Below are 24,883 nucleotides of genomic sequence, written 5' to 3' on the forward strand. Positions count from 1 at the left end.
TTAGCTAAATACAGCTTAGCGAATCGTTAGCGGCTCAAACCCTTTGACCAGCGCATCCAACTGGGCAAGCTGAGTCAAGAACGGCTCTAATTGATCCAGCGGCAATGCACAGGGACCATCGCATTTGGCGTTGTCTGGGTCAGGGTGGGCTTCCAAAAACAGCCCGGCAAGGCCGACAGCCACGCCTGCACGCGCTAACTCAGCCACCTGGGCACGGCGCCCATCAGCACTATCGGCACGCCCACCGGGGCGCTGCAGCGCGTGGGTCACATCGAAAAATACCGGGTAGCCGGTTTGCTTCATATCACCAAAGCCCAGCATATCAACAATCAGATTGTTGTAACCAAAGCTTGAGCCGCGCTCGCAGAGCATCAACTGGTCGTTACCCGCTTCCTGGAACTTGCTGAGGATATGACGCATTTCATGGGGCGCCAAAAACTGCGGCTTTTTGATATTGATAACCGCGCCGGTTTTGGCCATGGCGACCACCAAATCAGTTTGGCGAGCCAAAAAGGCCGGCAGTTGGATAATGTCAGCGACTTCAGCGGCTGCTTGCGCCTGCCAAGGCTCGTGAACGTCAGTGATGATCGGCACGTTGTGGCGAGCTTTGATATCGGCCAGTATCTGCAGCCCTTTCTCGATACCCGGGCCGCGGTAGGAGTGAATCGAACTGCGATTGGCTTTGTCAAAGCTGGCCTTAAAAACGTAGGGCATACCCAGCTTCTGGGTCACCGTGACGTAGGCTTGAGCGACTTCGTCGGCAAGATCGGCCGACTCCAGTACGTTCATGCCACCCAGCAGCATAAGCGGCAAGGAGTTACCGGCGGTTAAGCCGGCAACGTTAATATGACGCTCTTGAGATCGGTCTTGAGAAGCCATGCTTCTGCCCTCTTATTCCTGCGAGTTCGCGTGGGCGCGACTGCGCGCTGTTTTGTAATCCAAGGCGGCGTTCACAAAGCCAGAGAACAGCGGGTGACCATCACGGGGAGTAGAAGTGAACTCCGGGTGGAACTGGCAGGCTACGTACCAAGGGTGGTCAGCCAGCTCGATGACTTCAACCAGCGATTGGTCGACGCTCTTGCCTGAGATAACCAAGCCCGCCTTTTCAAGCTCATCGATAAACTGGTTATTGACCTCGAAGCGGTGACGGTGGCGCTCGACAATCTCATCCGAGCCGTAGGCTTCGCGTGCTTTGGTTCCCGATGCCAAATGGCATACCTGGCCACCTAAGCGCATGGTGCCACCTAAATCAGACGCTGCATCACGCAGCTCGACTTTGCCTTCTGGGCTTAGCCATTCGGTGATCAAACCTACTACCGGGTGCTGGGTGTCGTGGGTGAACTCGGTAGAGTTGGCGTCGTTCCAGCCTGCCACATTACGGGCAAACTCAATCACCGCCACCTGCATACCCAGGCAAATACCCAGATATGGCACGTTGTTTTCGCGGGCGAATTGAGCGGTCATAATCTTGCCTTCTACGCCACGTTCGCCAAAGCCGCCGGGCACCAGAATAGCGTCTTTACCCGCCAAGCGCTCGGTGCCATGACGCTCAATGTCTTCGGAGTCAATATAGTCGACATTGACCTTGATACGACCCTGGATACCGGCATGAATCAGCGCTTCGTTGAGCGACTTGTAGGCATCCAGCAGCTCCATGTATTTACCGACCATGGCAATACTGACGGATTTGAGCGGGTTGAGCTTGGCATCAAGTACCTTCACCCACTCGGATAAATCTGCTTCCGGGGCTTCCAGGCGCAGCTTATCGCAAACGATCTCGTCCAGACCGTGTTCATGGAGCATCAGCGGAATGCGATAGATCGTATCGGCATCCTGCAGCGGTACCACGGCACGCTCTTCGACGTTGGTGAACAGAGCGATTTTGCGGCGCTCGCTCTCTTCCAGCTCAACTTCGCTGCGGCAAATCAGAATATCCGGCTGGATACCGATAGAGCGCAGCTCTTTAACGCTGTGCTGGGTCGGCTTGGTTTTGGTCTCACCCGCCGTTTTGATGTAGGGCACCAGGGTCAGGTGCATAAACAGCGCGCGGTTGGCGCCCTGCTCACTACGAATTTGGCGGATCGACTCCAGGAAAGGCAGTGATTCGATATCACCAACCGTGCCGCCGATCTCTACCAGCGCCACATCAAAACCTTCACCGCCCGCGTAAACGCGCTCTTTAATCTCGTCGGTGATATGCGGAATGACCTGGACGGTGCCACCGAGATAGTCGCCCCGACGCTCTTTACGCAGCACGTGCTCGTAAACACGGCCGGTCGTAAAGTTGTTGCGCTGGGTCATTTTGGTGCGAATAAAGCGCTCGTAATGCCCGAGATCAAGATCGGTTTCGGCGCCATCTTCTGTGACGAACACCTCACCGTGCTGGAAGGGGCTCATGGTGCCCGGATCCACGTTGATGTACGGGTCGAGCTTGAGCATGGTGACCTTAAGGCCGCGGGCCTCTAAAATCGCCGCAAGCGAGGCGGAGGCGATGCCCTTGCCAAGAGAGGACACAACGCCGCCGGTCACGAAGATATATCGTGTCATGGATAACCTGTCGAAACGTGATCAGAAGGCACGGCAGAAAGCCACGCCAGGATGGGTCGACAGACTAGCAGATTACGACCTAAGGCTCAATTTGAACTGCACTGCTTAAAGTACGCACTGTCATTCTGAAGCATCGCATCTTGTCATTGCGAGGAGCGCAGCGACGCGGCAATCTAACCCAGATCGCCACGCTTCGCTCGCGATGACATTATGCTAAATATGCGCTGTAATTGTGAAGCATCGCGCCCTGTCATTGCGAGGAGCGCAGCGACGCGGCAATCTAACCCAGATCGCCACGCTTCGCTCGCGATGACATGAAGCTAAATACGCGCTGTAAATTGTGAAGCATCGCGCCCTGTCATTGCGAGGAGCGCAGCGACGCGGCAATCTAACCCAGATCGCCACGCTTCGCTCGCGATGACATTAAGCCTATAAAGGCACTTCTTTCACACGCCCAGGTAATCCAGAATACCTTCTGCAGCCTGGCGACCTTCGTAAATCGCCGTGACCACCAAATCAGAACCGCGCACCATATCGCCACCGGCAAAGATTTTTTCGTTGCTGGTTTGGAAGGCGTACTGGCCGTGCTCCGGCGCGGTGACGCGATCGCGCTCGTCCACCTGAATATTGGCGCTATCGAACCACGGTGCAGGGCTTGCCTGGAAACCGAAGGCGATAACCACGGCATCCGCCGCAATGATCTCTTCAGAACCGGGCACTACTTCAGGACGCTGACGGCCGTTTTCATCAGGTTCACCCAAGCGTGTGCGCACAACCTTCACGCCCTCGACCTTCTCTTCACCGACGACCGCCACCGGCTGACGGTTGAACAGAAACTCAACGCCCTCTTCACGAGCATTGGAGACTTCACGGCGCGACCCCGGCATGTTGCCTTCGTCACGACGGTACGCACAGGTCACGCTGGTAGCGTTTTGACGAATCGAGGTACGGTTACAGTCCATCGCCGTATCACCGCCGCCCAGCACTACCACACGCTTGCCTTCCATAGAGATATAGTCGTTGGGATCTTTTTCAAAGCCCAGGCAGCGGTTGACGTTGGCAATCAGGAAATCGAGGGCCTTGTACACGCCCGGCAGATCTTCACCGGGGAAGCCGCCTTCCATGTATTTATAAGTCCCCATCCCCAGGAAGACCGCGTCGTACTCCTGCATCAAGGTCTCAAACTCGATATCGGTGCCAATCTCGGTATTCAGGCGGAACTCGACGCCCATCTCTTCAAAGACTGCCCGGCGGCGCTCCATCACGCTCTTTTCCAGCTTGAACTCGGGAATACCAAAGGTCAGCAGGCCACCGATTTCCGGGTACTTGTCGAACACCACCGGCTTGACGCCGTTACGGGCCAAAATATCCGCACAGCCCAGGCCCGCGGGGCCTGCGCCAATGATGGCGACTTTTTTATCCGTCCAGGTAACGTGGGACATATCCGGACGCCAGCCCATGGCAAACGCCGTATCGGTGATGTACTTCTCCACCGAGCCGATGGTGACGGCACCAAAGCCGTCATTCAGCGTGCAGTCGCCTTCGCACAGACGATCCTGCGGGCACACGCGACCACATACTTCGGGCAGCGAGTTGGTTTTGTGCGACAGCTCAGCGGCTTCAATAATGTTGCCTTCCACCACCAGCTGTAGCCAGTTGGGAATATAGTTGTGCACCGGGCACTTCCACTCACAGTACGGGTTACCGCAGTGCAGGCAGCGATGCGCCTGGCTCGCCGCATCGGTGGGCTTGTAAGGTTCGTAAATTTCCGCAAACTCTTTGGCACGGGCACGGGCGTCTTTCTTCTGTGGATCCTGACGACCCACATCAACAAACTGAAAATCGTTATTTAAACGGTTAGCCATGATCTCTCTCCTGTCAGCGTGAGGGGCATAAACGGGTTATTGCGGCTGACGCCGAGACTGATCCAGCAAACTACCCAAGCTGGCCGCTTTTGGCTTAACCAGCCAGAAGTGGCGCGCATAGTCGCTGAAGTCTTCCAGAATAGCCGCCCCACGCGCGGAACCCGTCGCGGCCACATAGGCTTCGATCATTTCACGCAGGTGACGACGATACGCCTCCATGGCCTCTGTGTTAACGCGGTGAATCTCGACCAGTTCGTGGTTGTACTTATCCACGAAGGTGCGCTCTTCATCCAACACATAGGCAAACCCACCGGTCATGCCCGCGCCGAAGTTGACTCCGGTCTCACCGAGCACGCAGACCAAACCGCCGGTCATATATTCGCAACAGTGGTCGCCAGCGCCCTCGATCACCGCTGAGGCACCAGAGTTACGTACTGCAAAGCGCTCGCCCGCGGTACCGGCGGCGAATAGCGTTCCGCCGGTGGCACCGTAAAGGCAGGTGTTGCCGATAATGGCCGTTTTATGACTCTCAAACTGGCTGACTTTGGGCGGCACAATCACGATACTGCCGCCATTCATACCCTTGCCGACGTAGTCGTTGGCGTCGCCTTCCAGGAAGAGATTCAGACCCCGAGCATTCCACACCCCGAAGCTCTGCCCCGCCACGCCAACGAAATTGGCCGTGACCGGCGCCGCTTCTAGCCCCTCTTCACCATAGCGTTTGGCAATGGCACCAGAGGTGAGTGCGCCCACGCTGCGGTCACAGTTGGTGATGGTGAAGTGGAATTCACCGCCCGACTGGCTTTCGATAGCATCTTTCAGCGCCGCCAGCACTTCCTGGTTTTTAGCGCCCGGATCGTGGGGCACGTTACGGCTAACCCTGCAGAACTGCGGCGCATCTTTGGGTACAAAATCATTGGCCAGCAGCGGCGTTAGATCGAGCTTACGCTGGGAAGCCGTATCGCCTTCAAGTACTTCCAAAAGGTCGGTACGCCCGATCAAATCAGTGAGCTTGCACACACCGAGCATGGCCATCAGCTCACGCACTTCTTCGGCGATAAAGCGGAAGTAGTTCTTGACCATATCCACGGTGCCGCGGAAGTGCTCGCCGCGCAGGAAGTCATCCTGAGTCGCGACCCCAGTGGCACAGTTGTTGAGGTGACAGATGCGCAGGTACTTACAGCCCAACGCCACCATGGGCGCGGTGCCGAAACCGAAGCTCTCGGCGCCAAGAATCGCCGCTTTGACAACATCCAGACCGGTTTTCAGGCCGCCATCGGTCTGCAGGCGAATCTTGTCGCGCAGCCCGTTGATGCGCAGCGCCTGATGCACTTCCGGCAGCCCCAGCTCCCAGGGTGAACCGGCGTGTTTGATCGAGGTCAGCGGGCTTGCCGCTGTACCGCCGTCGTAGCCTGATACGGTAATCAAATCCGCGTAGGCCTTGGCCACACCGGTGGCGATCGTGCCGATCCCCGGCTCGGAAACCAACTTCACCGACACCTGAGCCTCAGGATTGACCTGCTTGAGGTCAAAAATCAGCTGGGCCAAATCCTCGATAGAGTAAATATCGTGGTGCGGGGGCGGCGAAATCAGCGTGACGCCAGGGACTGCGTAGCGCAGCCGAGCAATCAGTTGGTTTACCTTGCCGCCAGGTAGCTGACCGCCCTCACCTGGCTTGGCACCTTGGGCGACTTTGATCTGCAGCACTTCCGCATTGACCAGATACGCCGGGGTCACGCCAAAGCGGCCTGAAGCAATCTGCTTGATCTTGGAGCTGCGAATGGTGCCGTAGCGGGCTGGATCTTCACCGCCCTCACCGGAGTTGGAACGCCCGCCGGCTTCGTTCATGGCCTGGGCCAGCGCTTCGTGGGCTTCCGGCGATAGCGCACCCAGTGACATACCGGCGCTATCAAAGCGCGGCAATAAATCTTCAACCGGCTCTACGTCTTCCAGCGCAATCGGTGTTTCCGCAGGCTTGAGCTTGAGCAAGTCACGAATAGTGGCCACAGGCCGCTCGTTCACCAATTGAGCAAACTTTTTCCACTTGGTATAGCTGCCTTCCTGAACCGCCGCCTGTAGTGACATCACCACATCGGGGTTGTAGGCGTGGTACTCGTGGCCGTGCACATACTTGAACATGCCGCCCTGGGAGATGCCTTTACGGGGAATCCAGGCATCTTTCGCCAGCAGCGCTTGCTGCATCTGAAGCTCGGCAAAACCGGCGCCTTGAATGCGCGACGCCATACCGACAAAGCAGAGATCCATTACTTCATCTGCCAAGCCCACGGCTTCAAACAGCATCGAGCCGCGGTAGGAAGCCAACGTCGAGATACCCATTTTAGACAGGATCTTGAACAGGCCTTTCTGCAGCCCTTTACGGTAGTTCTCACGACCGTCAGCCGGGTTGCCGGTCAGCTCGCCCGTGCGGTGCATATCCGCCATGACCTGATAAGCGAGCCATGGATAAACCGCCGTAGCGCCCACGCCAAACAGCACCGCCATTTGGTGGGCGTCGCGAGCGTAGCCGGTTTCTATCACGATGTTGGCGTTGGGGCGCAGCGCCAACCGGCCTAAGTGAGAGTGCACGGCACCCACGGCCAGGGCAGCCTGAATGGGGATCAGCCCTTTCGTCAGCTCCGCATCGGTGAGCACCAAAATGACCTTACCGGCGCGGACTTGAGCTTCGGCCTCTTCACATAAAGCCTTAAGCGCTTGATGCAAGCTCTGCTGTTCGGGATCGTAACCCAACGACAGTGTATAGCTGGCAAACGCAGGATCGTCCTGGCTAACCAGAGCGGTAAACTTGCGTGGGGACAGTACCGGCGTGGTCAAGATCAAGCGGTGCGCGTGCTCAGGCGTCGCTTTAAAGACGTTAAGCTCAGCGCCACAGCAGGTTTCCAGCGACATCACGATCGCTTCGCGCAGCGGGTCGATGGGCGGATTGGTGACCTGGGCAAACTTCTGACGGAAGAAGTCAGTTAGCAGGCGCGGGCGGCTCGACAGCACCGCCATGGGCGTATCGTCGCCCATGGAGCCAACGGCTTCCTGACCACTCTCTGCCAGCGGGCGCAGCACCTGGTCACGCTCTTCGAAGCTAACCTGGAACAACTTCTGCTGAACGTTGAGCGAATCGGCATCCATGGTTTGGAAACGCGCAAGCTCGGTCAGTGCCGACTCTAAATAGTTCGCCTCCTGCTTAAGCCAACGCTTATAGGGGTAGGCGGATTTCAGCCGCTCATCGATATCGGTGGTGTGCAGCACTTCGCCGGTTTCGGTATCCACGGCGAGCATTTGACCAGGGCCAACGCGGCCTTTAGCGACCACGTCTTCCGGCTTATAGTCGTAGGTGCCAATTTCAGAGGCCAGGGTAATATAGCCATTCTTGGTCATTACCCAGCGCGCCGGACGCAGGCCGTTACGGTCAAGCATACACACCGCTTGGCGGCCGTCGGTCATCACTACGCCCGCCGGGCCGTCCCACGGCTCCATGTGCATGGAGTTGTATTCGTAGAAGGCGCGCAGCTCGGCGTCCATGGTCTCTACGTTCTGCCAGGCGGGCGGCACCATCATGCGTACCGCGCGATGCAGCTCCATACCGCCGGTCAGCAACACTTCCAGCATGTTGTCCATACTGGAGGAGTCGGAGCCGGTGGTGTTAACGATCTCGTCCAGCTCGGTGATATCCGGCAGACGCTCGTTAACGAAGTTGGCTTTACGCGAGTTCGCCCAGCCGCGGTTGGCCTCAATGGTGTTGATCTCGCCGTTATGGGCCAATAGACGGAACGGCTGTGCCAACGGCCAGCGCGGCGCGGTATTGGTCGAGAAGCGCTGGTGAAACACGCAGATGGCGGTTTCCAGGCGCGGGTCATTCAAGTCCTGATAAAACGCCGGTAGGTCTTCCGGCATCACCAGGCCTTTATAGGAGACCACTTCTGACGAGAGCGAGGCGACGTAGAAGTCTTCTTCACCGCGTAGCGCCTGCTCGGCACGGCGGCGGGCCATAAACAGGTCAACATCGAAGTGTTCACCCTGGCCTGGCTGCACAAACAGCTGACGAATACGTGGCAGGCAGTCCAGCGCCATGGGGCCGCAAACGCTGGAATCGGTGGGCACATCGCGCCAGCCAACCACGTTCAGCCCACGTGCTTCCAGCTCGCCAGTCAGGGTATCGCGGGCATGCGCTTCACGGGCATCATCGTTGGGTAGAAACACCACACCCACGGCAAAGCGTTCGCCCAGCTCAGCATCAAACGCCTCTTTGGCCAGCGCCTGCATAAACGGGGTCGGCATTTTCAACAGCAGACCGCAGCCATCGCCGGTTTTGCCGTCGGCAGCGATACCACCCCGGTGGGTCATGCAAGTCAGGGATTCAATGGCAGTTTTCAGCAAATCGTGGCTAGCCTGGCCTTCCATATGGGCAATCAGGCCAAAACCACAGTTATCGCGAAACTCGCCAGGCTGGTGAAGACCTCTATTCATGGGCGTGCCTCTACTAGTCAGCGTATTTTTTTAGCAGCGTGCTTATGGTATAAAGGACGGTTTCGCTTTTTTTATAGTGCTTATAACCTGCCCAGAATGGGGTACTTCCCAAGTTCGCTGCCGCAACAAAATGGCCGGTCAGCATAGCGATTGCTAGCCACTTTGCGCAATCTCTTGGCGCCCACATTGTTAGAGAAACTCTTTTCAAATCCTGTATTTGCATCCTCATTCAAGGAAAAAATACATATACTTCAACCACTTGTAACAAGGTAAAACGCTATTTTAACGCTCTTTATTTTCCATTAAACTTTAGTCTAAACAGCGCCCAAAAACCCATGCCGATAGCGCATAAGGCATACGGATTATATAAAACAGCGTTCGACAAATGGGCTCACGATGTAGCCGAGCGAATAAAAAACCGCCCAATGAAAACCACTCTACGTAAGGAGCGATCCATTGGGCGGGTAGGATATAGCTGGCCAGTTTTTGGAATGAATAAGTTTTGAAATGACTAGCTTGTGAAAGGATTACTTTTCCACTGGACAGCGCGGGTAATCATCGAGCAGCGTGCGAAGGACATCAACGGGCGTGGCATCGCTAACACAAGCATCGCCCAGGGCGTTAAGCAGCACCAATCGCAGCCGCGTATCGATATTTTTCTTATCCAGCCGCATGCGGGTTAAAAAGTCATCGCTGGTCATATTCGCCGGTGCCGCTAACGGTAGCTCGGCGCTCTCGATCACCGCCAGGCTGCGTGCTAGCGCCGCATCGGTGAGCCAGCCCAAGCGTCGGGAAAGCGTTGCCGCCATGGCCATGCCAGCGCCCACGGCTTCGCCGTGTAGCCAGTTGCCGTAGCCCTGATGCGCCTCAATGGCATGACCAAAGGTGTGGCCCAGGTTGAGCAGCGCGCGGACGCCCTGTTCCGTCTCATCTTCGGCAACAATGTCTGCTTTGATTTGGCAACTGCGCGCAATGGCGTCTGCGACGACCTCAGGCTCCACATCAAGTAGTGCGGGCATGTTGGCTTCCAGCCAGCTTAAAAACGCTTCGTCGCGGATCAGGCCGTACTTGATAACCTCGGCCAGCCCGGCGGAGAGTTCGCGACGGGGCAGACTCTTGAGCGTATCAATATCCACCAGCACCGCTTTGGGCTGCCAGAAGGCGCCAATCATGTTTTTCCCCAGCGGATGGTTAACGCCGGTTTTACCCCCCACCGACGAATCCACCTGGGAAAGCAGCGTGGTGGGCACTTGGATAAACGCTACACCTCGCTGATAGGAAGCGGCGGCGTAGCCGACCATATCGCCGATCACTCCACCGCCTAAAGCAATTAGCGTGCAGCGGCGGTTAAAACCGGCCTCTAGCAGCGCGTCCCAAATACGGCTGACCTGTTCGATGGTTTTGTATTGCTCGCCATCGGGGAGTATGACCGTGCGCACTTCCAGATGATCCGGCAGGCTAGCGCAAAGCGTGTCCAGGTAGAGCGGCGCGATAGTCTCGTTAGTGACGACCATCACCTGCTGGCCGGCCAGATAAGGCGTTAGCATATCGGCACGCCCCATCAGCTCGGTGCCAATATGAATCGGATAGCTGCGCTCGTCTAAAGCAACATGAAGGGTGCGTTGCGCGCTGGCTGTCGAGTTCATGGCGATACCTTATGGTTAAGCGTTTTAGCCGACGATGATGAGGGCTCGAGTGGATCTACCAGCCGATGCACCCGGCGCAGGATTTCATTGACCACCGCTCGCGGGCTGCGCCGGTCGGTGCGCACGGCAATATCCGAGGTGGCGCGATAAAGCGGGTCGCGCTGGGCAAACATATCGTTGAGCACCTGCTCGCGGTTGGCGCACTGCAGCAGTGGCCGGTTGCGATCTTTCGCTGTCCGTTTGAGCTGCTGGTCGACGGTGGTCAGCAGATAAACCACCGTGCCACGCTCGCGAAGTGCGCGGCGATTCTCTTCGCGCAGCACCGCACCGCCGCCTGTGGCGACGACGACCGGAGAGAGCCGGGTTAGCTCATCAATCATATGAATTTCCCGCAGGCGAAAGCCTTGTTCGCCCTCGACATCAAAAATCCACGGGATATCTGCCCCGCAGCGGTCTTGGATGGCGTGGTCACTGTCGTAAAACGGGCGCGCAAGCTCGGCCGCCAATAGGCGACCAATGGTGCTTTTGCCAGCCCCCATGGGGCCTATGAGAAATAAATTGGGTAAATCCTGCATCAGCGAACCGTTAAGCCATCGTCTAGGAGTCGTGGAGTAATAAAGACTAACAACTCTACCTTTTCATTGCTCTCTTCGGTATAGCGAAACAGTCTACCGAGCAAAGGAATATCACCCAAAAGCGGTGTTTTGGCGATTTGGCGCAGCTCTTCGGTGGTCAAAATTCCGCCTAACACCACCGTTTGGCCGTTATCTACCAGCACTTGGGTCTCAATTTGGTTGGTATCAATCGGCGGTTCACCGCCAAACGCCGATTCACGAAAGCTGTCATTTTTAATCACCAGATCCATAATAATGCGGTTATCCGGGGTAATCTGCGGGGTGACTTCCAATGAAAGCTCGGCTTCTTTGAATTCGGTATCCGGATTGTCGTTGCCATCCACACTCTGGAAGGCACGCTCTTCACCCTGGCTAATTTTGGCGGTACGTTGATTGGCGGTAATAATTCTAGGCTGAGAAATAGTCTGGCTTTTCCCTTCACTTTCCAGTGCGCGCAGCTCCAAATCCAACAGGATATCACCGGATAAGTAGCCAAAGCTAAAACCGGTGCCCGGCCCAGTGGCAGCACCTAAATCCACAGCCAAGCCGCCCTGTGCCCGGTTGATGCCATCAGGGTTGATATCCCGTCGGCTGAAGGTGCCATCTTCCCCCTCCTGAAAGCCGCGGGTACTCGACATCCCCCAGTTAACTCCCAGTTCACGGGAAGCAGTGTCCCTTGCAATGACAATGCGCGCCTCAATCTGTACCTGCCGAACAGCCACATCCAGGCGGTCAATGGTGCGGGCAATATCGCGCACTTGATCAGCGGTATCTTGCACCAGCAGTGTATTGGTGCGGTTATCAATGCTGACGCGTCCCCGCTCGGTAAGCAAACCAAAGCCATCACCGTCACCTCCGCGTAGCAACTGAGCTAAATCTTTGGCCCGCGCATACTTGATCTCGATAAACTCGGTAACCAACGGCGAGAGTGTTTCGCGCTGATTGCGTGCCTCTAGTTCCTGGCGTTCCAAATCGGCCAATTCACTAGCGGGCGCTACCACGATCACATTGCCCTGCTCACGGCTCGATAGCCTCTTGCTTTGCAGAATCAGTTCGAGCGCCTGATCCCAGGGCACATCATTTAAATTGAGCGTTACACGCCCCGATACGCTATCGCTGGCGACTAAATTTAGCCCGGTAAATTCGGCCAGTTTCGCTAGCACCGAGCGTACTTCTATATCCTGAAAATTAAGACTCAACCGTTCGCCGGTGAAGCGTTCACCTGTCGTCTGGGAGGGTTGCGCCTTCTGACTGGCGGGCTGGACTTCCACAGTCAGCGTGCGGCCATTTTGCGTGGAGATCATCGCATAAGCGCCCTGCGTGGCGATCGCTAACTGGGTGGCGTCCTGGCTGGTGCGGGGCGTAATCCGTGTTATGGGAGTGGCGAAATCGGTGACATCGTAGATTTGGTTAAGCGAGTCTGGCATCGCCACATCGCGCAGATCCACCATCACTTGATCGGGGCCGCCTTCCCGTACATTCGCCTCGACGCCTTCGCGATCAAAGGTGACTATCAACCGTCCGGCACCATCTGCACCGCGACGAAAGTCAATATTCTCAACCTGCGGCCCTTCATCGGTTTCAAGCCCCGCTGAAGCGATGCTGGGCGAAGGGCTAGGCAAGCGGCTGGCACCTGAAGCAAAGGTAATGCGTAGGCGATCATCCATTACCCGTGATGTGAACGCCTGCGACTCGCTCAGATTGACCACCAAACGCGTGCGGCCATTGCCCTCCAGCGCGGTAATCTGTTCGATACCGTTACGATTAACGTTGATGCGCCGATCAGTGAGACCACTTTGGGTTGCTGCCAAATCCAGCGTCACTCGGGGAGGAGAGTCTAAGCGGTAGCTGCGTAGTTCAGGCATATCACCGGTAAAACGCAGGTCAAGATGGGTTCCACCGTTCTTAGCGGGTTGAACCTCAATACCGGTCAGCACCGAGGCAGCTGCCAATGAGGGCAACAGTAAGCATAGTGCGGCCATGGCCATGTAGAGAGTGATTCGCCAAGCTGTAACTGCCATGAGCTGTATCCGCTTACTCGCTGTTTTCGTTGATGACTAGTGACACTTGCCGCTCCTGCCACCCTTCAGGCTGAGTGAACACCCGTTCGGTAACGCGTATTTCTTGGGCGTTGATCTGGGAGATACGCCCATAGTCGGTGCCCATATAGTTACCCTCTTTGACGCTGATCACGTTGCCATCCGGCGATGCAATCAACGCCACTTGTCGCTCTCCCATACGCATAGTACCGACCAATCGCAGCTCTTGCAGTGAGAAGCGCTCCAGCGGCTCTGGCGCGCGCTGCCGGTCGGGAGCGAGCGCAACTTCGCCTCGATCAGCGCTATCCTGAGCAATCTCGTCGGGAGGCAAAAAAGGGCTACGCCCGTCGCTATACAAGTAGGATAAATCTTGGTTTTCGGGCAGCGCGACAGCCATAACCGGCGGTTGCCCGCCAGGGGACTGACGAATATCGGCCAGCGTGCCTTCAAGCTGAGCCAAGTCGGCGTCTGCACAGCCGGTGAGCACCACCGCGGAGACCGTCAAGGTGACGGCCGAGGTTGCCCTTCTTGTTGCTACAAAAAGCAGTTGTTCAGCTCTCATGGCGCCTGCGCCCCCTCTGTGGAGGTTTGGTCGCTCTCCTCCACATAGCGGTAGGTGCGGGCCAAGAGCGAAAGACGCAGCGCTTCGCCGCGGCCATCGGCGGGTTCCAGGTTAAAATCGTGCTGGGTCACCATGCGGGGTAGCGAGGCGATATCGGCACTAAAGCGCGCTAACTGGTGATAGCCGCCACGCACCTGTATATCCAGCGGCTGCTCGACATAATGGGCCTGGGCTTGCGCTGGGCGCAGCCGAATCGTTTCAATGGTCAGGCGGTTATCGGCGGCGGCATCGCTAATGCTATCCAGCAGCGAGGGGATTTCTGCATCGGTAGGGAGCATGGTACGCAAGCGCCCCACCTGCCCTTCCAGGGTCGCCAACTGATCGCGCATTTCCGGCAGGAAGGCCGCTTGCGAGGCTTTGCTGCGGTATTCGCTCAGCAGCCTGGCTTCTTGGCGCTGGGCGACCATCAAGGCCTCGCGCTGTTCACTCACCACTAGCCACAGCATGACGCTCAATGCTGCCAGCAGCGCCAAGCAGCAGCACAGCACTTTTAATAGCCACGGCCAGCCGCCGGCCTCTTTAACGTCTAGATCCCGCCAGTCGACATCCCACAGGCGCTGCCACTCAATAGCCCACTGCTCGCGGTTAAGCGTCATGGAAGCGCCTCCTCAGCACCTTGCGGCAGCGCTGCGGTGGCCTGTTCCACATCAAAACGAAATACCCGGCCTGAGCCGTTTTGCTCACTCTCTACCGCCAATAACGAGGGCACAGCCAACCCCGGCAGAGCGGCAATGCGGCGCAGTTGCTCGGAAACCTGGCGCTCACTGTCTGCCACCGCAGTGATACTGACGTTATTACCGTTCTTCGATAAGCGTTGATAAATGACGCCATTGGCCACGCTCTCTGCCACATCATTCAACAGCTGCACAGCATCCGTTCGCTCGGTCTGCAGCGCCTGAAACACCGCGATCTGCTCGCCTAATCGCTCGGCGTCGCTGGCGTAGCGTGAGACGCTCTCGATATCGGCATTAAGACGCTCAATGTGGCTACTAATGTAAGCATTACGTTGCTGCTGGGCTGCCAGCTTGAGCTGGTAAAAATGCGAGATCAGCAGGCCAAGTACAACACCCACCACCAGCATGCCTGCCACCACGACGTAGAATTTGCGGGTTCGCCGTTCACGTTGCGCTTCACGCCAGGGCAGTAGGTTAATGGTCATGCTCATTGGCGAACCCTCATTGACTCACCCTCATGGCCAAGCCACCCGCGGTGAGCATCGCTGGGGCATCGCTAGTCAACGCCTGAAGGTTCAAGCGCTTGTCCACCCGCATGCGCTGGAAGGGGTTGGCAATGGTCACCGACATACCGCTATCTTCAGCAATGCGCTCGGCAAGCCCTGGAATCACACTCGAACCGCCCGCTAATACGATGTGCTGCACTTTTTGCTGACGCCCGGCGGTGTAATAGAGCTGCAGGGAACGCCCCACCTGCTGCACCACGGTTTCCAAAAAAGGGTTGAGCACACGCTCATGGTAATCATCGGGTAGCCCGCCGCGCTCTTTGGCGAAACCCGCTTCCTCCATGCTTAAACCGTAGCGGTCGCGAATCGCATCGGTGAGCTGACGACCACCAAACACCGTATCGCGGGTATAAACGATATGCCCACCGCGGACGACGTGGAAAGCATTCATATTGGCACCAATGTCCACCAGACCAACACAGGCGGTAGGGTCACTCTCCACCTTAAGCTGGCGCCGCAGCTCGGCAAGTGAACGCTCCATGGCGAAGGTCTCCACGTCCACTGCCGCGGGCTCTAAACCTGCCTGTTCTAGCGTGTCGGTAAGCTGCGTCACATCCTGCTGCCGACAGGCGACCAACACTACCTGCTGGTGCTCATCGTCAAAGGGTGCGGGGCCAAGGCACTCAAAATCAAATGCCACTTCATTGAACGGAAATGGAATATGGCGGTCGGATTCGGCCACGATGCGCTCTTCGATCTCCTCATCGCTTAGCCCGATAGGGAAGCTCAGCGTTTTGGTAATCGCGGCGCTAGCGGGAACAGCCACTGCGGCTTTACGGGTAGAGGGTTTAGCGTGCTCCACGGCACGGCTAAGCACACTGGCAACGTCATCGATATCGCGAATTCGACGCTCCACAACCGCCCCTTCGCGAAGTGGCCGCACGGCATAGCTTTCTACCTGGTAATTATCGTGGCATTGTTTTAGCTCAAGCAGTTTGACGGTCGCCGAGGTAATATCGACGCCAATCAACCCTTTACCAGGTTTTAGAAAGCGCATATTGGGTCTGGCTCCACCTGCTTGTCGCCCGTTTTCACATGTGATTTGAGGTTACATGATTTTTAGTTCCGTCACACGCGAACCCACTTAGCGCATATCAACACTGGTGGCCGCCGCTTCAGGTTCCTATAATGGCTGCCAATTGCATGATACGGCTGTTTAGATGCCGATCTTTTCATTCTTCCCAGGGTGCTCTTCGTACATGACGTTTCTTCGAACCCTTATTGTGTCGCTGTTTTTCCTCATCGTCTCGTTGGTGGGCGCCACTGCCTTAGCCGTGGTGGGGGCCGCCATTTACTTTGCCCCAGGGCTGCCCGACGTCCGCCAACTGCAGGACTTCGAACTGCACACACCGCTACGTATTTTCACCCAAGACGGTAAATTGATTGGCGAGTTCGGCGAAGAGCGCCGCATGGCGATCAATTTTGATGAAATTCCGCAGGATATGATCAATGCCTTGATCGCCGCCGAAGATGCCAGCTATTTTGACCACGCAGGTGTCGACCCGCGGGGCTTGGCGCGGGCGGTGGTTCAACTTGCGATGAGTGGCGATATCCAATCGGGCGGCTCGACGATCACCATGCAGGTCGCGCGTAACTATATGCTGACACTCGATCAGACGTTTACGCGTAAAATTCGTGAAATCCTGCTGGCACTACAAATGGAGCAGATACTCGATAAAGAGGAAATCTTCGAACTTTACGTGAACAAGATTTTCCTGGGCAATCGCGCCTACGGTATCGCTGCCGCCGCTGAAACCTATTACGACAAACCCCTCGCCGAGCTTAGCCTAGCGCAAACGGCCATGATTGCGGGGTTGCCCAAGGCACCTTCTGCCTTTAACCCGCTGGCTAACTCCGAGCGTTCGCTGATTCGTCGCAACTGGATTCTGTTCCGTATGCGCGAACTCGGCTACATCGATGATGCCACCTATCAGACAGCGGTTCAGGATCCTGTAACGGCCCGCCGCCACTATACCCAAGCTGAAGTCGATGCCGCCTATGTCTCCGAAATGGCACGTCAGTATGCCGTGGAACGCTTTGGCGATGACGCTTACACCGGTGGCTATCGTATTTACACTACGATTGATAGCGAGCTGCAGCCCTTTGCCCGCCAAGCGCTGGCCAACGGCCTGACGGCCTATGACCTTCGCCATGGCTGGCGCGGGCCGGAGCAGCGTGAGATCGCGGCAAGCCTTGTCGAGGCCCAGGAGCAAACCGCGACCCAAGGCCTGGAGGAGGAGCTTTCTGAGTCTCCCGAAATTCGCCAAACCGCACGCCAAGCCGCCCAGCGCAGCCAAACGGAAGTCGAAGGGATCGAGGGCGACGTCAGCAACTGGGTTCAGGTGCTTGAGCGCACGCCCAATTATGGCCTGCTTCAGCCCGCCATCGTGGTAGAAAGTAGCGGCCGCGAAATGCAGGTGCTAACTCGCAACGATGGTCTACAGACGATCGGCTGGGAAGGTTTGAACTGGGCACGCCCTTACCTGAGCCCGCGGAGCCGCGGAGCTGCACCCAGCTCGTCTGAGGAGATTGCTGTACGGGGTGATATGGTGCGCGTCATTGAGAATGAAGACGGTTCGCTACGCCTCTCTCAACAGCCGGATACCGAAGGCTCGCTGGTCGCTCAAGACCCTCAAACGGGTGCTATCCTGGCACTCCAGGGCGGTTTCGACTTTAACGCCAGTAAGTTCAATCGTGCTGTACAGGCACGACGCCAATCAGGCTCTATCTTCAAGCCGTTTATTTACTTAGCGGCCCTTGAGGATGGAGAGATGAACGCCGCCAGCGTCGTTAACGATTCGCCCGTGGTTCTCGACGATGGCAGTAACTCATTGTGGCGTCCGGTCAACTCCAGCCGTGACTTTCAAGGCCCTATGCGCTTACGTCCAGCCCTTGCCCGTTCGCGCAATCTAGTCACTATTCGCGTTCTACAAACCATGGGGCTGGATTACACGATTAACTTTTTGGAGGGCTTCGGCTTCTCTCCCGCCCAGCTCCCTCGTGGCTTATCATTAGCGCTAGGCAGTGCGAGCTTAACGCCGATGGAAATGACCAACGCTTACGCGGTGCTCGCCAACGGTGGTTTCCAGGTGTCGCCCTGGTTTATTGAGCGGGTTACCCGTGACGACGACAATGAGCTGATTGATGAAGCCACGCCGCAGGTTGCCTGCCCCAGCTGTGCCGAAGACCAGGAGACAGTGGAAATTGATGGCCGCGAATACCCGATCGCCAAACGGGTAGCCGACCCGGCCGCTGTCTATATTCTGCGCGATATGCTGCGTGACGTTATCACCTCGGGCACTGGCCGCGGCGCACTGAGCCTTAACCGTGAGGATATCGTCGGCAAGACTGGTACCACCAACAGCCAGCGTGACGCCTGGTTTGCGGGCTTTAACAGCGATCTAGTCACTACGGTATGGGTCGGTAAGGACAGCAACGAGACCATTTCTGAGTATGGTTCTCAGGCCGCGCTACCCATTTGGGTAGAGTTTATGGGGGATGCCCTGGAAGGTACGCCAAACGCCGTGCCCGAGCGCCCCGCGACGATTGTCACTGCGCGCGTAGACCCAACGACAGGCCAACGTTTATCTGACGGCCAGTCTGGAGGTATCACTGAACTGTTCCATAAGGATCACTTGCCGGATTACCAGCAGCGCCGTATCAGCCGCGAGCTGGAAGAAGCCAGTGGTTCTGAGGGTTCAGGCACCGCTGAGTCGATCTTCTAACTCGATCTTCTAAACCAGTCAATCCTGTAGCACACCAAGCAAAAGGCCCGGAGATTATCTCTCCGGGCCTTTTCTGTTACTGGCTACCTTTGGGTCTGTATATAGGGTCGCCTAACGTTTAACCACTAACGGGGGTCGCAGGTGCTTCGCGCTTACTGGCCAACCAGTTAGCACCAATGGCGACGATCATGACCGCGACACCAGCAATTTCGGTCATCAGATTAGGATAGAACACCCCAAAGATCGCGGCGGTAATCGCGATGCGCGGTAGCCACGACATTTTGGTAAACAGATAGCCTTCCAGCGCCGCGGCAAAGGCACCTAATGCCAGAATGGCAATCACTCCATTCCAGATGACCACCGGCACCGGGCCACCAATGATAATCTCAGGGTTGAAGACCATAAACAGTGGGATCAGGTAGAGCCCTTTGGCAAATTTCCACGCCTGGAAGCTGGTTTCCATCGGCTTACTGCCCGCAATCGCCGCCCCGGCAAAGCCTGCCAAGGCGATGGGAGGCGTCACGTTGGAATCCTGGGAGTACCAGAACACGACCAGGTGGGCGACCAGCAGCGGCACACCAAACTCGGCTGTCAGTGCAGGGCCGACGAGGACGATGAGCACGATATAGCTGGCGGTAACGGGCAGCCCCATCCCCAGTACTAAGCTTGCCAACAGTACCATCACCAGCGCCAATACCAGGTTGCCGCCGGAGAAAGCCAGCATCATGGAGGAGAATTTCAGTCCCAAGCCGGTTAAACCCACTACCCCAACGATAATCCCGGCGACTGCACAGGCCATGGAAACCGCTACCGCATTGCGAGCACCTAGTTCCAAGCCCTCGATCAGCTTGGCAAAGCCTGTACGTACCACGTCTTTAACGGCCGTTGCGGTCACTGGCTGGCCCTGCCTGGGCGCCACAAAGAAGAACCACAGCACATAGCGCAATACCGCTACCGCCAAAATGGTGATCACTGCGTAGTAGCCTACCCGCATGGGCGACATACTCATCGCCAGCAGCCAGACCAGCACCGCCAACGGCAGCAGGAAGTGCCAGCCATCCTTCATGACCTGGCGCATCTGCGGCAGTTCATCCTTGGGTAGCCCCTGCATGCCCTGCTTGAGAGCGATGATATGCACAAACAGGTACACCGTCGCGAAATACATGATCGCTGGCAGGATACTGACCTTGACGATGTCCAGATACGGCGTATTGGTGTACTCAGCAATCAGGAACGCCCCGGCCCCCATTAACGGCGGCATGATTTGCCCGCCGGTCGAGGCCGCCGCTTCGATACCACCTGCCTGCTTGGCTTTGTAGCCCAGCCGCTTCATCAATGGAATGGTAAAAGCACCGGTGGTGACCACGTTGGCAATCGCGCTGCCAGAAATCGAGCCCATGCCCGCCGACGCCAATACCGCCGCCTTGGCTGGCCCGCCACGCTGGCGGCCGGTCGCCGCATAGGCCATATCGATAAAGAATTTACCCGCCCCGGTGCACTCCAAAAAAGCACCAAAGAGGACAAAAATAAAGATATAGGTCGCCGCAACGCCTAGCGGCAGGCCGAAAATACCCTCTTGCCCCAAGTAGAGTTGACCGGCAACTCGATCAATGGTGTATCCGCGGTGTTCCAGAATGCCCGGCATCCACTCGCCAAGCCACGGCAGCTCGCCCCGCGGCCCCGCAAAGGCATACACAATCGCCAAGAGGCCAATCACGGTCATACCAAAACCTACCGCGCGACGGCTGGCTTCCAGTACCGTCACCGTGGCAATACAGGCGACCAGAATATCGGTCTCATTCCAGAACCCTGCACGGCTAAAAATCTCATCCAGGTTGAGTACCAAGTAACCACCGGTGAGAATCGCCCCGGCAAAAAACACTAGATCAAGCCCCCAGCCCAATACACCACGTTTGCGAGTGGGCCCAAAGGCTGGAAACATTAGAAATGCCAGCACCATAATCAGTGCCAGGTGAATACTGCGCTGATAAAAAAGCCCTAAGGGCTGAATACCGGCAGAGTAGAGCTGAAACAGGGAAAGACCCACCGCCACAATGGTGATCGACCACAGCACCATGCGGGGTTGAATCACATTACCGCCGGGCACCACGCTCGACGGTTGATTGGATTCGCTCATGAAGTCCTCGGAAGCGTTAACTAATGTCGTTTTTATTCACGCGGGGATGCGTGAGGGTCTATCAACTGAATGGTTACGCGTTGTCCAGCGGCGTGCTCACTGAGGCTCACTGGCGCATGCTCACCGCCAGGCCACACCACACGATGATTAACAGCCGGTGAACCTACCCTCAACACATAACGGTTATTGGCTACAGGCTCGTTAATGGCATTAATCCAGTAACCGCCCTCACCGTCTGATACCTGCTCGCCGCGGCCAAAAATATGCCCAAGCCCTGCGGCGAAATCGGGTTGATGGCTACGCTCTAATTGCATGACGCCCGCTACATTACGATAGCAGTCCAGCACCGTGAAATGTTCAACGGAGTGCTGCCACTTAATACACCAGCGACCGTCAGCCGGCACCGCTTCATCCACTAGCGTGTCGCCTTGTTCGGTCACCACGGCTAGGCGCATAAACGCCGACGCCGAAGCGGGGGAAGCCCCCACTTCGGCGAACGGACAACATGCAATCAGTAGCGCCATCAGTCGTCGCTGCCACTGCATGGCAATGTCCTTATGGCAATCTGATTATGAAAATATCATTACACGATTAAGGACGCAGACGATCCGGGATTTCAGCACCGACTTCTTCGAAATAGCGCAGTGCGCCCGGGTGCAGCGGCACGGGGGTCGACTCCATAGTGAACTCAACGGTGGTGTCGTTAGCCGCCGGGTGAACCGCAATCAGCTCATCGGTGTTTTCAAACAGCAGTTGGGTGAGTTGATAAGCCAGCTCTTCGTCCATATCGGCATTAACGACCAGCACGTTGGGGATACCGATGGTCTGAACGGCTTCGTCCATACCGTCGTACATACCCGCAGCAAGCTGGTAGGGAGCAAATACCGCTTCTTCTTCCTGGGCATTGGCTACCTCTTCATCAGACAAGCCAATCAGGCGAATATCGCGGGTGGCTGCCAGGTTGAGAATCGAGCTGGTGGGTGGCCCAACGCTCCAGAAGCCGGCGTCGATATCACCGTCTCGAATGGCATCAGCGGTTTCGTTGAAGTTAAGGCGCTGGGGAGTGAAGTCTTCATAGCTAATGCCATTGGCTTCAAGCAATGCACGGGCGTTCAGCTCGGTGCCGCTACCCGGTGCACCGACGGAAACGCGCTTACCCGCTAGATCAGCAATCGATTCGATATCCGACTCGGCCAGGGTCACCAGCTGTACCGCGTTGGGATAAACCGACGCCAGTGCGCGAGTATTTTCAATCTGGCGACCTTCAAAATCATCCGTGCCGGTATAGGCTTGATAGACCGTATCGGCCAGAGCCAGGGCAAGATCCGCGTCACCGCGCATGATCAGGCCCATATTTTCAACCGAGGCACCGGTCACTTCAGCAGTCGCCTGAGCGCCTTCGATATGGTTGTTGATCATTTCGGCAAAACCACCGCCGATAGGGTAGTAAACGCCACCAGTACCGCCAGTCGCGATTGAGAGTTGTTGAGCGCTTGCTGGAAGTGCAACCGCGAGCATAGAAGCGGCAGCGGCTGTGGCGTATAGAGAGCGTAGAGTTTTCATGAGCATTTCCTCCGTCCTGCTTGGACTTATAGGTATGGTTGACGATAAAAAGGAGGTGTTGAAGCCCCAGCTTCTGGCTGCCGTCACGACGAACCGGAAGCGGTGGAGGTGAAGTTAGCACGGCTTATGCGTTGGATGCTAATAGGGCGTTATCAGCGCAGCAGTGCCTTTACCTCATACAGCCATGAGTGCCTCAGAAGGTGTAACCGCCCAGCAGCTGGATCGAATAGCCAGCTATTAAAATCCTGAAATCCCGCATAAATGTCTTATTTTATGCCGAATTGTTATTATTTATTGATAATGGCCGTCAATTTCGCCCACCCCACCGTTATTATTGATTCAGGATAGGAGCCACACTGCTATGGAGCCCGGTTTTAAAGAGGACAATAGTCGGGATAAAGGCGCGCCGCGGCAGAACCTCGCCATTAGTGCTTACCGCCAACTCAAGCACGACATTATTCGTGGCCGCTATGCGCCTGAGCAGAAGCTGCTGATGAGCAGGCTCAAAGAGCAGTACGGCGCCAGCACCGGGCCGCTACGGGAAGCGCTATCGCAGTTAGTCTCTGACCGCCTTGTGGTCGCGATAAGCCAGCGCGGCTACCGGGTAGCACCCATGTCGCTGGCCGAACTCAACGATATTTACGACGCCCGGGCTCAGCTTGAAGGGCTGATCCTGCGCTTGGCTATAGAGCGCGGCGACGACGATTGGGAAGCCACGGTGCTGGCTACCGCACATCGGCTGGCCAAGGTCACCGACATCAACACCCCCAACGACCTGCTCGACATCTGGGATCAGCGCCACAAAGCCTTCCATACCGCCATTGCCAGCGGCTGCAACTCCCCTCACCTACTGCAAATGCGCAACACCCTGTTTGACCAGGTAGAGCGCTACCGCCACCTGTGGTTGCAGGAAACCGTGATGTCGTCCCAGGCGCTGGAGCTTAAGCGCCAGGAGCACGCTGCGCTGGTCGATGTCATTCTGGCGCGCGATACCGCCGAAGCCGACACCCTGATGCGCGATCACCTGATGACCCCCGTACCGATCATTACCCGCGTCCTTCAAGAGCGCGGCATCGGCTGAGCTTTTCGCTTCGGCTCTTCGTCCCAGACCAAAGTTCTACGTTTTAAAAAAATGTAGATATTTTAAAAAAACGGCGATACATTGGCTGCAAGCTATTTTGCATCTATTCCTTCCCACTATCCGAGGAATCTACGCCATGACGCATTTCAACTGGGACGACCCGCTACTTCTGGAACAACAGCTCACCGATGAAGAGCGCCAGATCCGCGATGCGGCCTACGACTACTGCCAGGAAAACCTTCAGCCCCGCGTGCTAACCGCCTTCCGTGAAGAGCGCTTTGACCGCGAGATCATGACCGAAATGGGTGAGCTTGGCTTGCTGGGCGCCACCGTTTCCCCCGAGTACGGCGGCGCAGGCGTTAACCATGTAGCCTACGGTTTGATTGCCCGCGAAGTGGAGCGCGTAGACTCCGGCTACCGTTCGGCCATGAGTGTGCAGTCATCGTTGGTAATGTACCCCATCGAGACCTATGGCTCTGAAGAGCAGAAGCACAAGTACCTGCCTAAGCTTGCCAGCGGTGAAATGGTTGGCTGTTTTGGCTTGACCGAACCCGACCACGGCTCTGATCCGGGTGGCATGATTACCCGCGCGGAAAAAGTCGACGGCGGCTACCGCTTGACTGGCGCAAAAATGTGGATCACCAATAGCCCAATTGCCGATATCGCGGTGGTATGGGCGAAATCAGCGGCTCACGACAATCAGATTAAAGGCTTTATTGTCGAGCGCGGCACCGAAGGTTTCACCACGCCCAAAATCGAAGGCAAAGTCTCTTTGCGCGCATCGATTACCGGTGAGATCGTGCTGGATAACGCCTTTGTTCCCGAAGAGAACCTGCTGCCCAACGTCAGTGGCCTGAAAGGCCCCTTCGGCTGCCTCAACAAAGCCCGCTACGGCATCGCCTGGGGTGTGATGGGCACGGCAGAGTTCTGCTGGCACGCAGCGCGCCAATACACCCTCGACCGCAAGCAGTTTGGCCGCCCGCTGGCCGCCAACCAACTGATCCAGAAAAAGCTCGCCGATATGCAGACCGAGATCACCCTTGGCTTGCAGGCAGCCCTGCAGGTGGGCCGGCTAATGGATAGCGGCAACTGGGCACCGGAAATGGTCTCGCTGATCAAGCGCAACAACTGCGGCAAAGCGCTGGATATCGCCCGCCAGTCTCGCGATATGCACGGCGGTAACGGCGTCTCCGACGAGTACGGTGTTATTCGCCATATGGTCAATCTGGAGTCGGTAAACACCTACGAAGGCACCCACGATGTACACGCTCTGATTCTGGGTCGCGCCCAGACAGGCATTCAGTCGTTCTTTTAATCACCGCACC

Annotated in this window: 17 protein-coding genes; 3 read left to right on the forward strand and 14 right to left on the reverse strand. The window is 56.8% G+C overall.

Translation table 11 applies throughout. The features are described from left to right. Positions 1–15 precede the first annotated feature (15 nt). The 11 genes from kdsA to pilM all read right to left on the reverse strand — a co-directional run bounded on the left by kdsA (position 16) and on the right by pilM (position 16,049). Positions 16–879 carry a 3-deoxy-8-phosphooctulonate synthase gene (gene kdsA / locus K7H09_RS13485; RefSeq protein WP_022519970.1) on the reverse strand — a complete coding sequence of 288 codons (864 nt, stop codon included), beginning with the start codon at positions 877–879 and terminating at the stop codon, positions 16–18. Positions 880–891: 12 nt separating this feature from the next. Next, positions 892–2,547, reverse strand: coding sequence for a CTP synthase (locus K7H09_RS13490; protein ID WP_022519971.1), 1,656 nt, complete (start codon positions 2,545–2,547; stop codon positions 892–894). A 446-nt stretch (positions 2,548–2,993) separates the two neighbouring features. Beyond that, the gene (locus K7H09_RS13495; protein WP_009286775.1) at positions 2,994–4,412 is read right to left on the reverse strand and encodes an FAD-dependent oxidoreductase; all 1,419 of its coding nucleotides are present in this window, start codon (positions 4,410–4,412) and stop codon (positions 2,994–2,996) included. A 36-nt stretch (positions 4,413–4,448) separates the two neighbouring features. Next, complete coding sequence (gene gltB / locus K7H09_RS13500; protein ID WP_041157615.1) at positions 4,449–8,891, reverse strand: glutamate synthase large subunit; 4,443 nt, start codon at positions 8,889–8,891, stop codon at positions 4,449–4,451. Positions 8,892–9,418: 527 nt separating this feature from the next. Continuing rightward, the gene (aroB, locus tag K7H09_RS13505) at positions 9,419–10,537 is read right to left on the reverse strand and encodes a 3-dehydroquinate synthase (RefSeq protein WP_041157614.1); all 1,119 of its coding nucleotides are present in this window, start codon (positions 10,535–10,537) and stop codon (positions 9,419–9,421) included. Then, on the reverse strand, positions 10,534–11,112 hold the full coding sequence (gene aroK / locus K7H09_RS13510) for a shikimate kinase AroK (RefSeq protein ID WP_009286772.1): 579 nt from the start codon (positions 11,110–11,112) through the stop codon (positions 10,534–10,536). Before aroK ends, aroB begins: the two co-directional genes overlap by 4 nt. Continuing rightward, a complete protein-coding gene (gene pilQ, locus K7H09_RS13515) occupies positions 11,112–13,172 on the reverse strand; it encodes a type IV pilus secretin PilQ (RefSeq protein ID WP_230804913.1) in 2,061 nt (686 codons plus the stop codon). The genes aroK and pilQ overlap by 1 nt, the downstream gene beginning before the upstream one ends. Before the next feature lie 13 nt (positions 13,173–13,185). Then, positions 13,186–13,752: a pilus assembly protein PilP gene (locus K7H09_RS13520; protein WP_041157612.1), complete on the reverse strand. Its 567-nt coding sequence runs from the start codon at positions 13,750–13,752 to the stop codon at positions 13,186–13,188. Further along, positions 13,749–14,408: a type 4a pilus biogenesis protein PilO gene (locus tag K7H09_RS13525; protein WP_027957366.1), complete on the reverse strand. Its 660-nt coding sequence runs from the start codon at positions 14,406–14,408 to the stop codon at positions 13,749–13,751. Before K7H09_RS13525 ends, K7H09_RS13520 begins: the two co-directional genes overlap by 4 nt. Continuing rightward, positions 14,405–14,977, reverse strand: coding sequence for a PilN domain-containing protein (locus tag K7H09_RS13530; protein WP_041157611.1), 573 nt, complete (start codon positions 14,975–14,977; stop codon positions 14,405–14,407). The genes K7H09_RS13525 and K7H09_RS13530 overlap by 4 nt, the downstream gene beginning before the upstream one ends. Positions 14,978–14,987: 10 nt before the next feature. Then, positions 14,988–16,049 (reverse strand): type IV pilus assembly protein PilM, encoded by a 1,062-nt coding sequence (gene pilM / locus K7H09_RS13535; protein WP_041157610.1) that lies wholly within the window; start codon positions 16,047–16,049, stop codon positions 14,988–14,990. 202 nt (positions 16,050–16,251) lie between these two features. Between pilM and K7H09_RS13540 the strand changes: the two genes are divergently transcribed. Continuing rightward, the gene (locus K7H09_RS13540) at positions 16,252–18,777 is read left to right on the forward strand and encodes a penicillin-binding protein 1A (RefSeq protein WP_230804915.1); all 2,526 of its coding nucleotides are present in this window, start codon (positions 16,252–16,254) and stop codon (positions 18,775–18,777) included. 118 nt (positions 18,778–18,895) lie between these two features. Here the strand turns inward: K7H09_RS13540 and K7H09_RS13545 are convergent, their stop codons facing one another. From K7H09_RS13545 to K7H09_RS13555, 3 genes are read right to left on the reverse strand one after another with little or no spacing between them, the layout of a single operon-like run. Beyond that, positions 18,896–20,914: a TRAP transporter permease gene (locus tag K7H09_RS13545; RefSeq protein WP_041157609.1), complete on the reverse strand. Its 2,019-nt coding sequence runs from the start codon at positions 20,912–20,914 to the stop codon at positions 18,896–18,898. Between the two features lie 32 nt (positions 20,915–20,946). Continuing rightward, positions 20,947–21,459, reverse strand: coding sequence for a DUF1850 domain-containing protein (locus K7H09_RS13550; protein WP_009286764.1), 513 nt, complete (start codon positions 21,457–21,459; stop codon positions 20,947–20,949). A 46-nt stretch (positions 21,460–21,505) separates the two neighbouring features. Then, positions 21,506–22,477, reverse strand: coding sequence for a TAXI family TRAP transporter solute-binding subunit (locus tag K7H09_RS13555; RefSeq protein ID WP_027957372.1), 972 nt, complete (start codon positions 22,475–22,477; stop codon positions 21,506–21,508). A 361-nt stretch (positions 22,478–22,838) separates the two neighbouring features. Here K7H09_RS13555 and csiR point away from each other — a divergent pair, with 361 nt between their 5' ends. Next, positions 22,839–23,558, forward strand: a complete 720-nt coding sequence (gene csiR / locus K7H09_RS13560) for a DNA-binding transcriptional regulator CsiR (RefSeq protein ID WP_022520012.1) — start codon at positions 22,839–22,841, stop codon at positions 23,556–23,558. A gap of 136 nt (positions 23,559–23,694) precedes the next feature. Continuing rightward, the gene (locus tag K7H09_RS13565) at positions 23,695–24,873 is read left to right on the forward strand and encodes an acyl-CoA dehydrogenase (RefSeq protein ID WP_022520013.1); all 1,179 of its coding nucleotides are present in this window, start codon (positions 23,695–23,697) and stop codon (positions 24,871–24,873) included. Positions 24,874–24,883 lie beyond the last annotated feature (10 nt).

The sequence above is a fragment of the Halomonas sp. IOP_14 genome, assembly GCF_021021315.1.
GTDB classification, from domain to species: Bacteria; Pseudomonadota; Gammaproteobacteria; order Pseudomonadales; family Halomonadaceae; genus Vreelandella; species Vreelandella titanicae.

Excerpts from the sequence above, each read along its gene's own strand:
- pilQ (WP_230804913.1), bottom strand. The coding sequence starts at position 13,172 with ATGGCAGTTACAGCTTGGCGAATCACTCTCTACATGGCCATGGCCGCA.
- K7H09_RS13545 (WP_041157609.1), bottom strand. The coding sequence starts at position 20,914 with ATGAGCGAATCCAATCAACCGTCGAGCGTGGTGCCCGGCGGTAATGTG.
- K7H09_RS13525 (WP_027957366.1), bottom strand. The coding sequence starts at position 14,408 with ATGACGCTTAACCGCGAGCAGTGGGCTATTGAGTGGCAGCGCCTGTGG.
- K7H09_RS13490 (WP_022519971.1), bottom strand. The coding sequence starts at position 2,547 with ATGACACGATATATCTTCGTGACCGGCGGCGTTGTGTCCTCTCTTGGC.
- aroK (WP_009286772.1), bottom strand. The coding sequence starts at position 11,112 with ATGCAGGATTTACCCAATTTATTTCTCATAGGCCCCATGGGGGCTGGC.
- K7H09_RS13565 (WP_022520013.1), top strand. The coding sequence starts at position 23,695 with ATGACGCATTTCAACTGGGACGACCCGCTACTTCTGGAACAACAGCTC.
- K7H09_RS13555 (WP_027957372.1), bottom strand. The coding sequence starts at position 22,477 with ATGAAAACTCTACGCTCTCTATACGCCACAGCCGCTGCCGCTTCTATG.
- csiR (WP_022520012.1), top strand. The coding sequence starts at position 22,839 with ATGGAGCCCGGTTTTAAAGAGGACAATAGTCGGGATAAAGGCGCGCCG.
- K7H09_RS13550 (WP_009286764.1), bottom strand. The coding sequence starts at position 21,459 with ATGCAGTGGCAGCGACGACTGATGGCGCTACTGATTGCATGTTGTCCG.
- K7H09_RS13540 (WP_230804915.1), top strand. The coding sequence starts at position 16,252 with ATGACGTTTCTTCGAACCCTTATTGTGTCGCTGTTTTTCCTCATCGTC.
- K7H09_RS13495 (WP_009286775.1), bottom strand. The coding sequence starts at position 4,412 with ATGGCTAACCGTTTAAATAACGATTTTCAGTTTGTTGATGTGGGTCGT.
- aroB (WP_041157614.1), bottom strand. The coding sequence starts at position 10,537 with ATGAACTCGACAGCCAGCGCGCAACGCACCCTTCATGTTGCTTTAGAC.
- pilM (WP_041157610.1), bottom strand. The coding sequence starts at position 16,049 with ATGCGCTTTCTAAAACCTGGTAAAGGGTTGATTGGCGTCGATATTACC.
- kdsA (WP_022519970.1), bottom strand. The coding sequence starts at position 879 with ATGGCTTCTCAAGACCGATCTCAAGAGCGTCATATTAACGTTGCCGGC.
- K7H09_RS13530 (WP_041157611.1), bottom strand. The coding sequence starts at position 14,977 with ATGAGCATGACCATTAACCTACTGCCCTGGCGTGAAGCGCAACGTGAA.
- K7H09_RS13520 (WP_041157612.1), bottom strand. The coding sequence starts at position 13,752 with ATGAGAGCTGAACAACTGCTTTTTGTAGCAACAAGAAGGGCAACCTCG.
- gltB (WP_041157615.1), bottom strand. The coding sequence starts at position 8,891 with ATGAATAGAGGTCTTCACCAGCCTGGCGAGTTTCGCGATAACTGTGGT.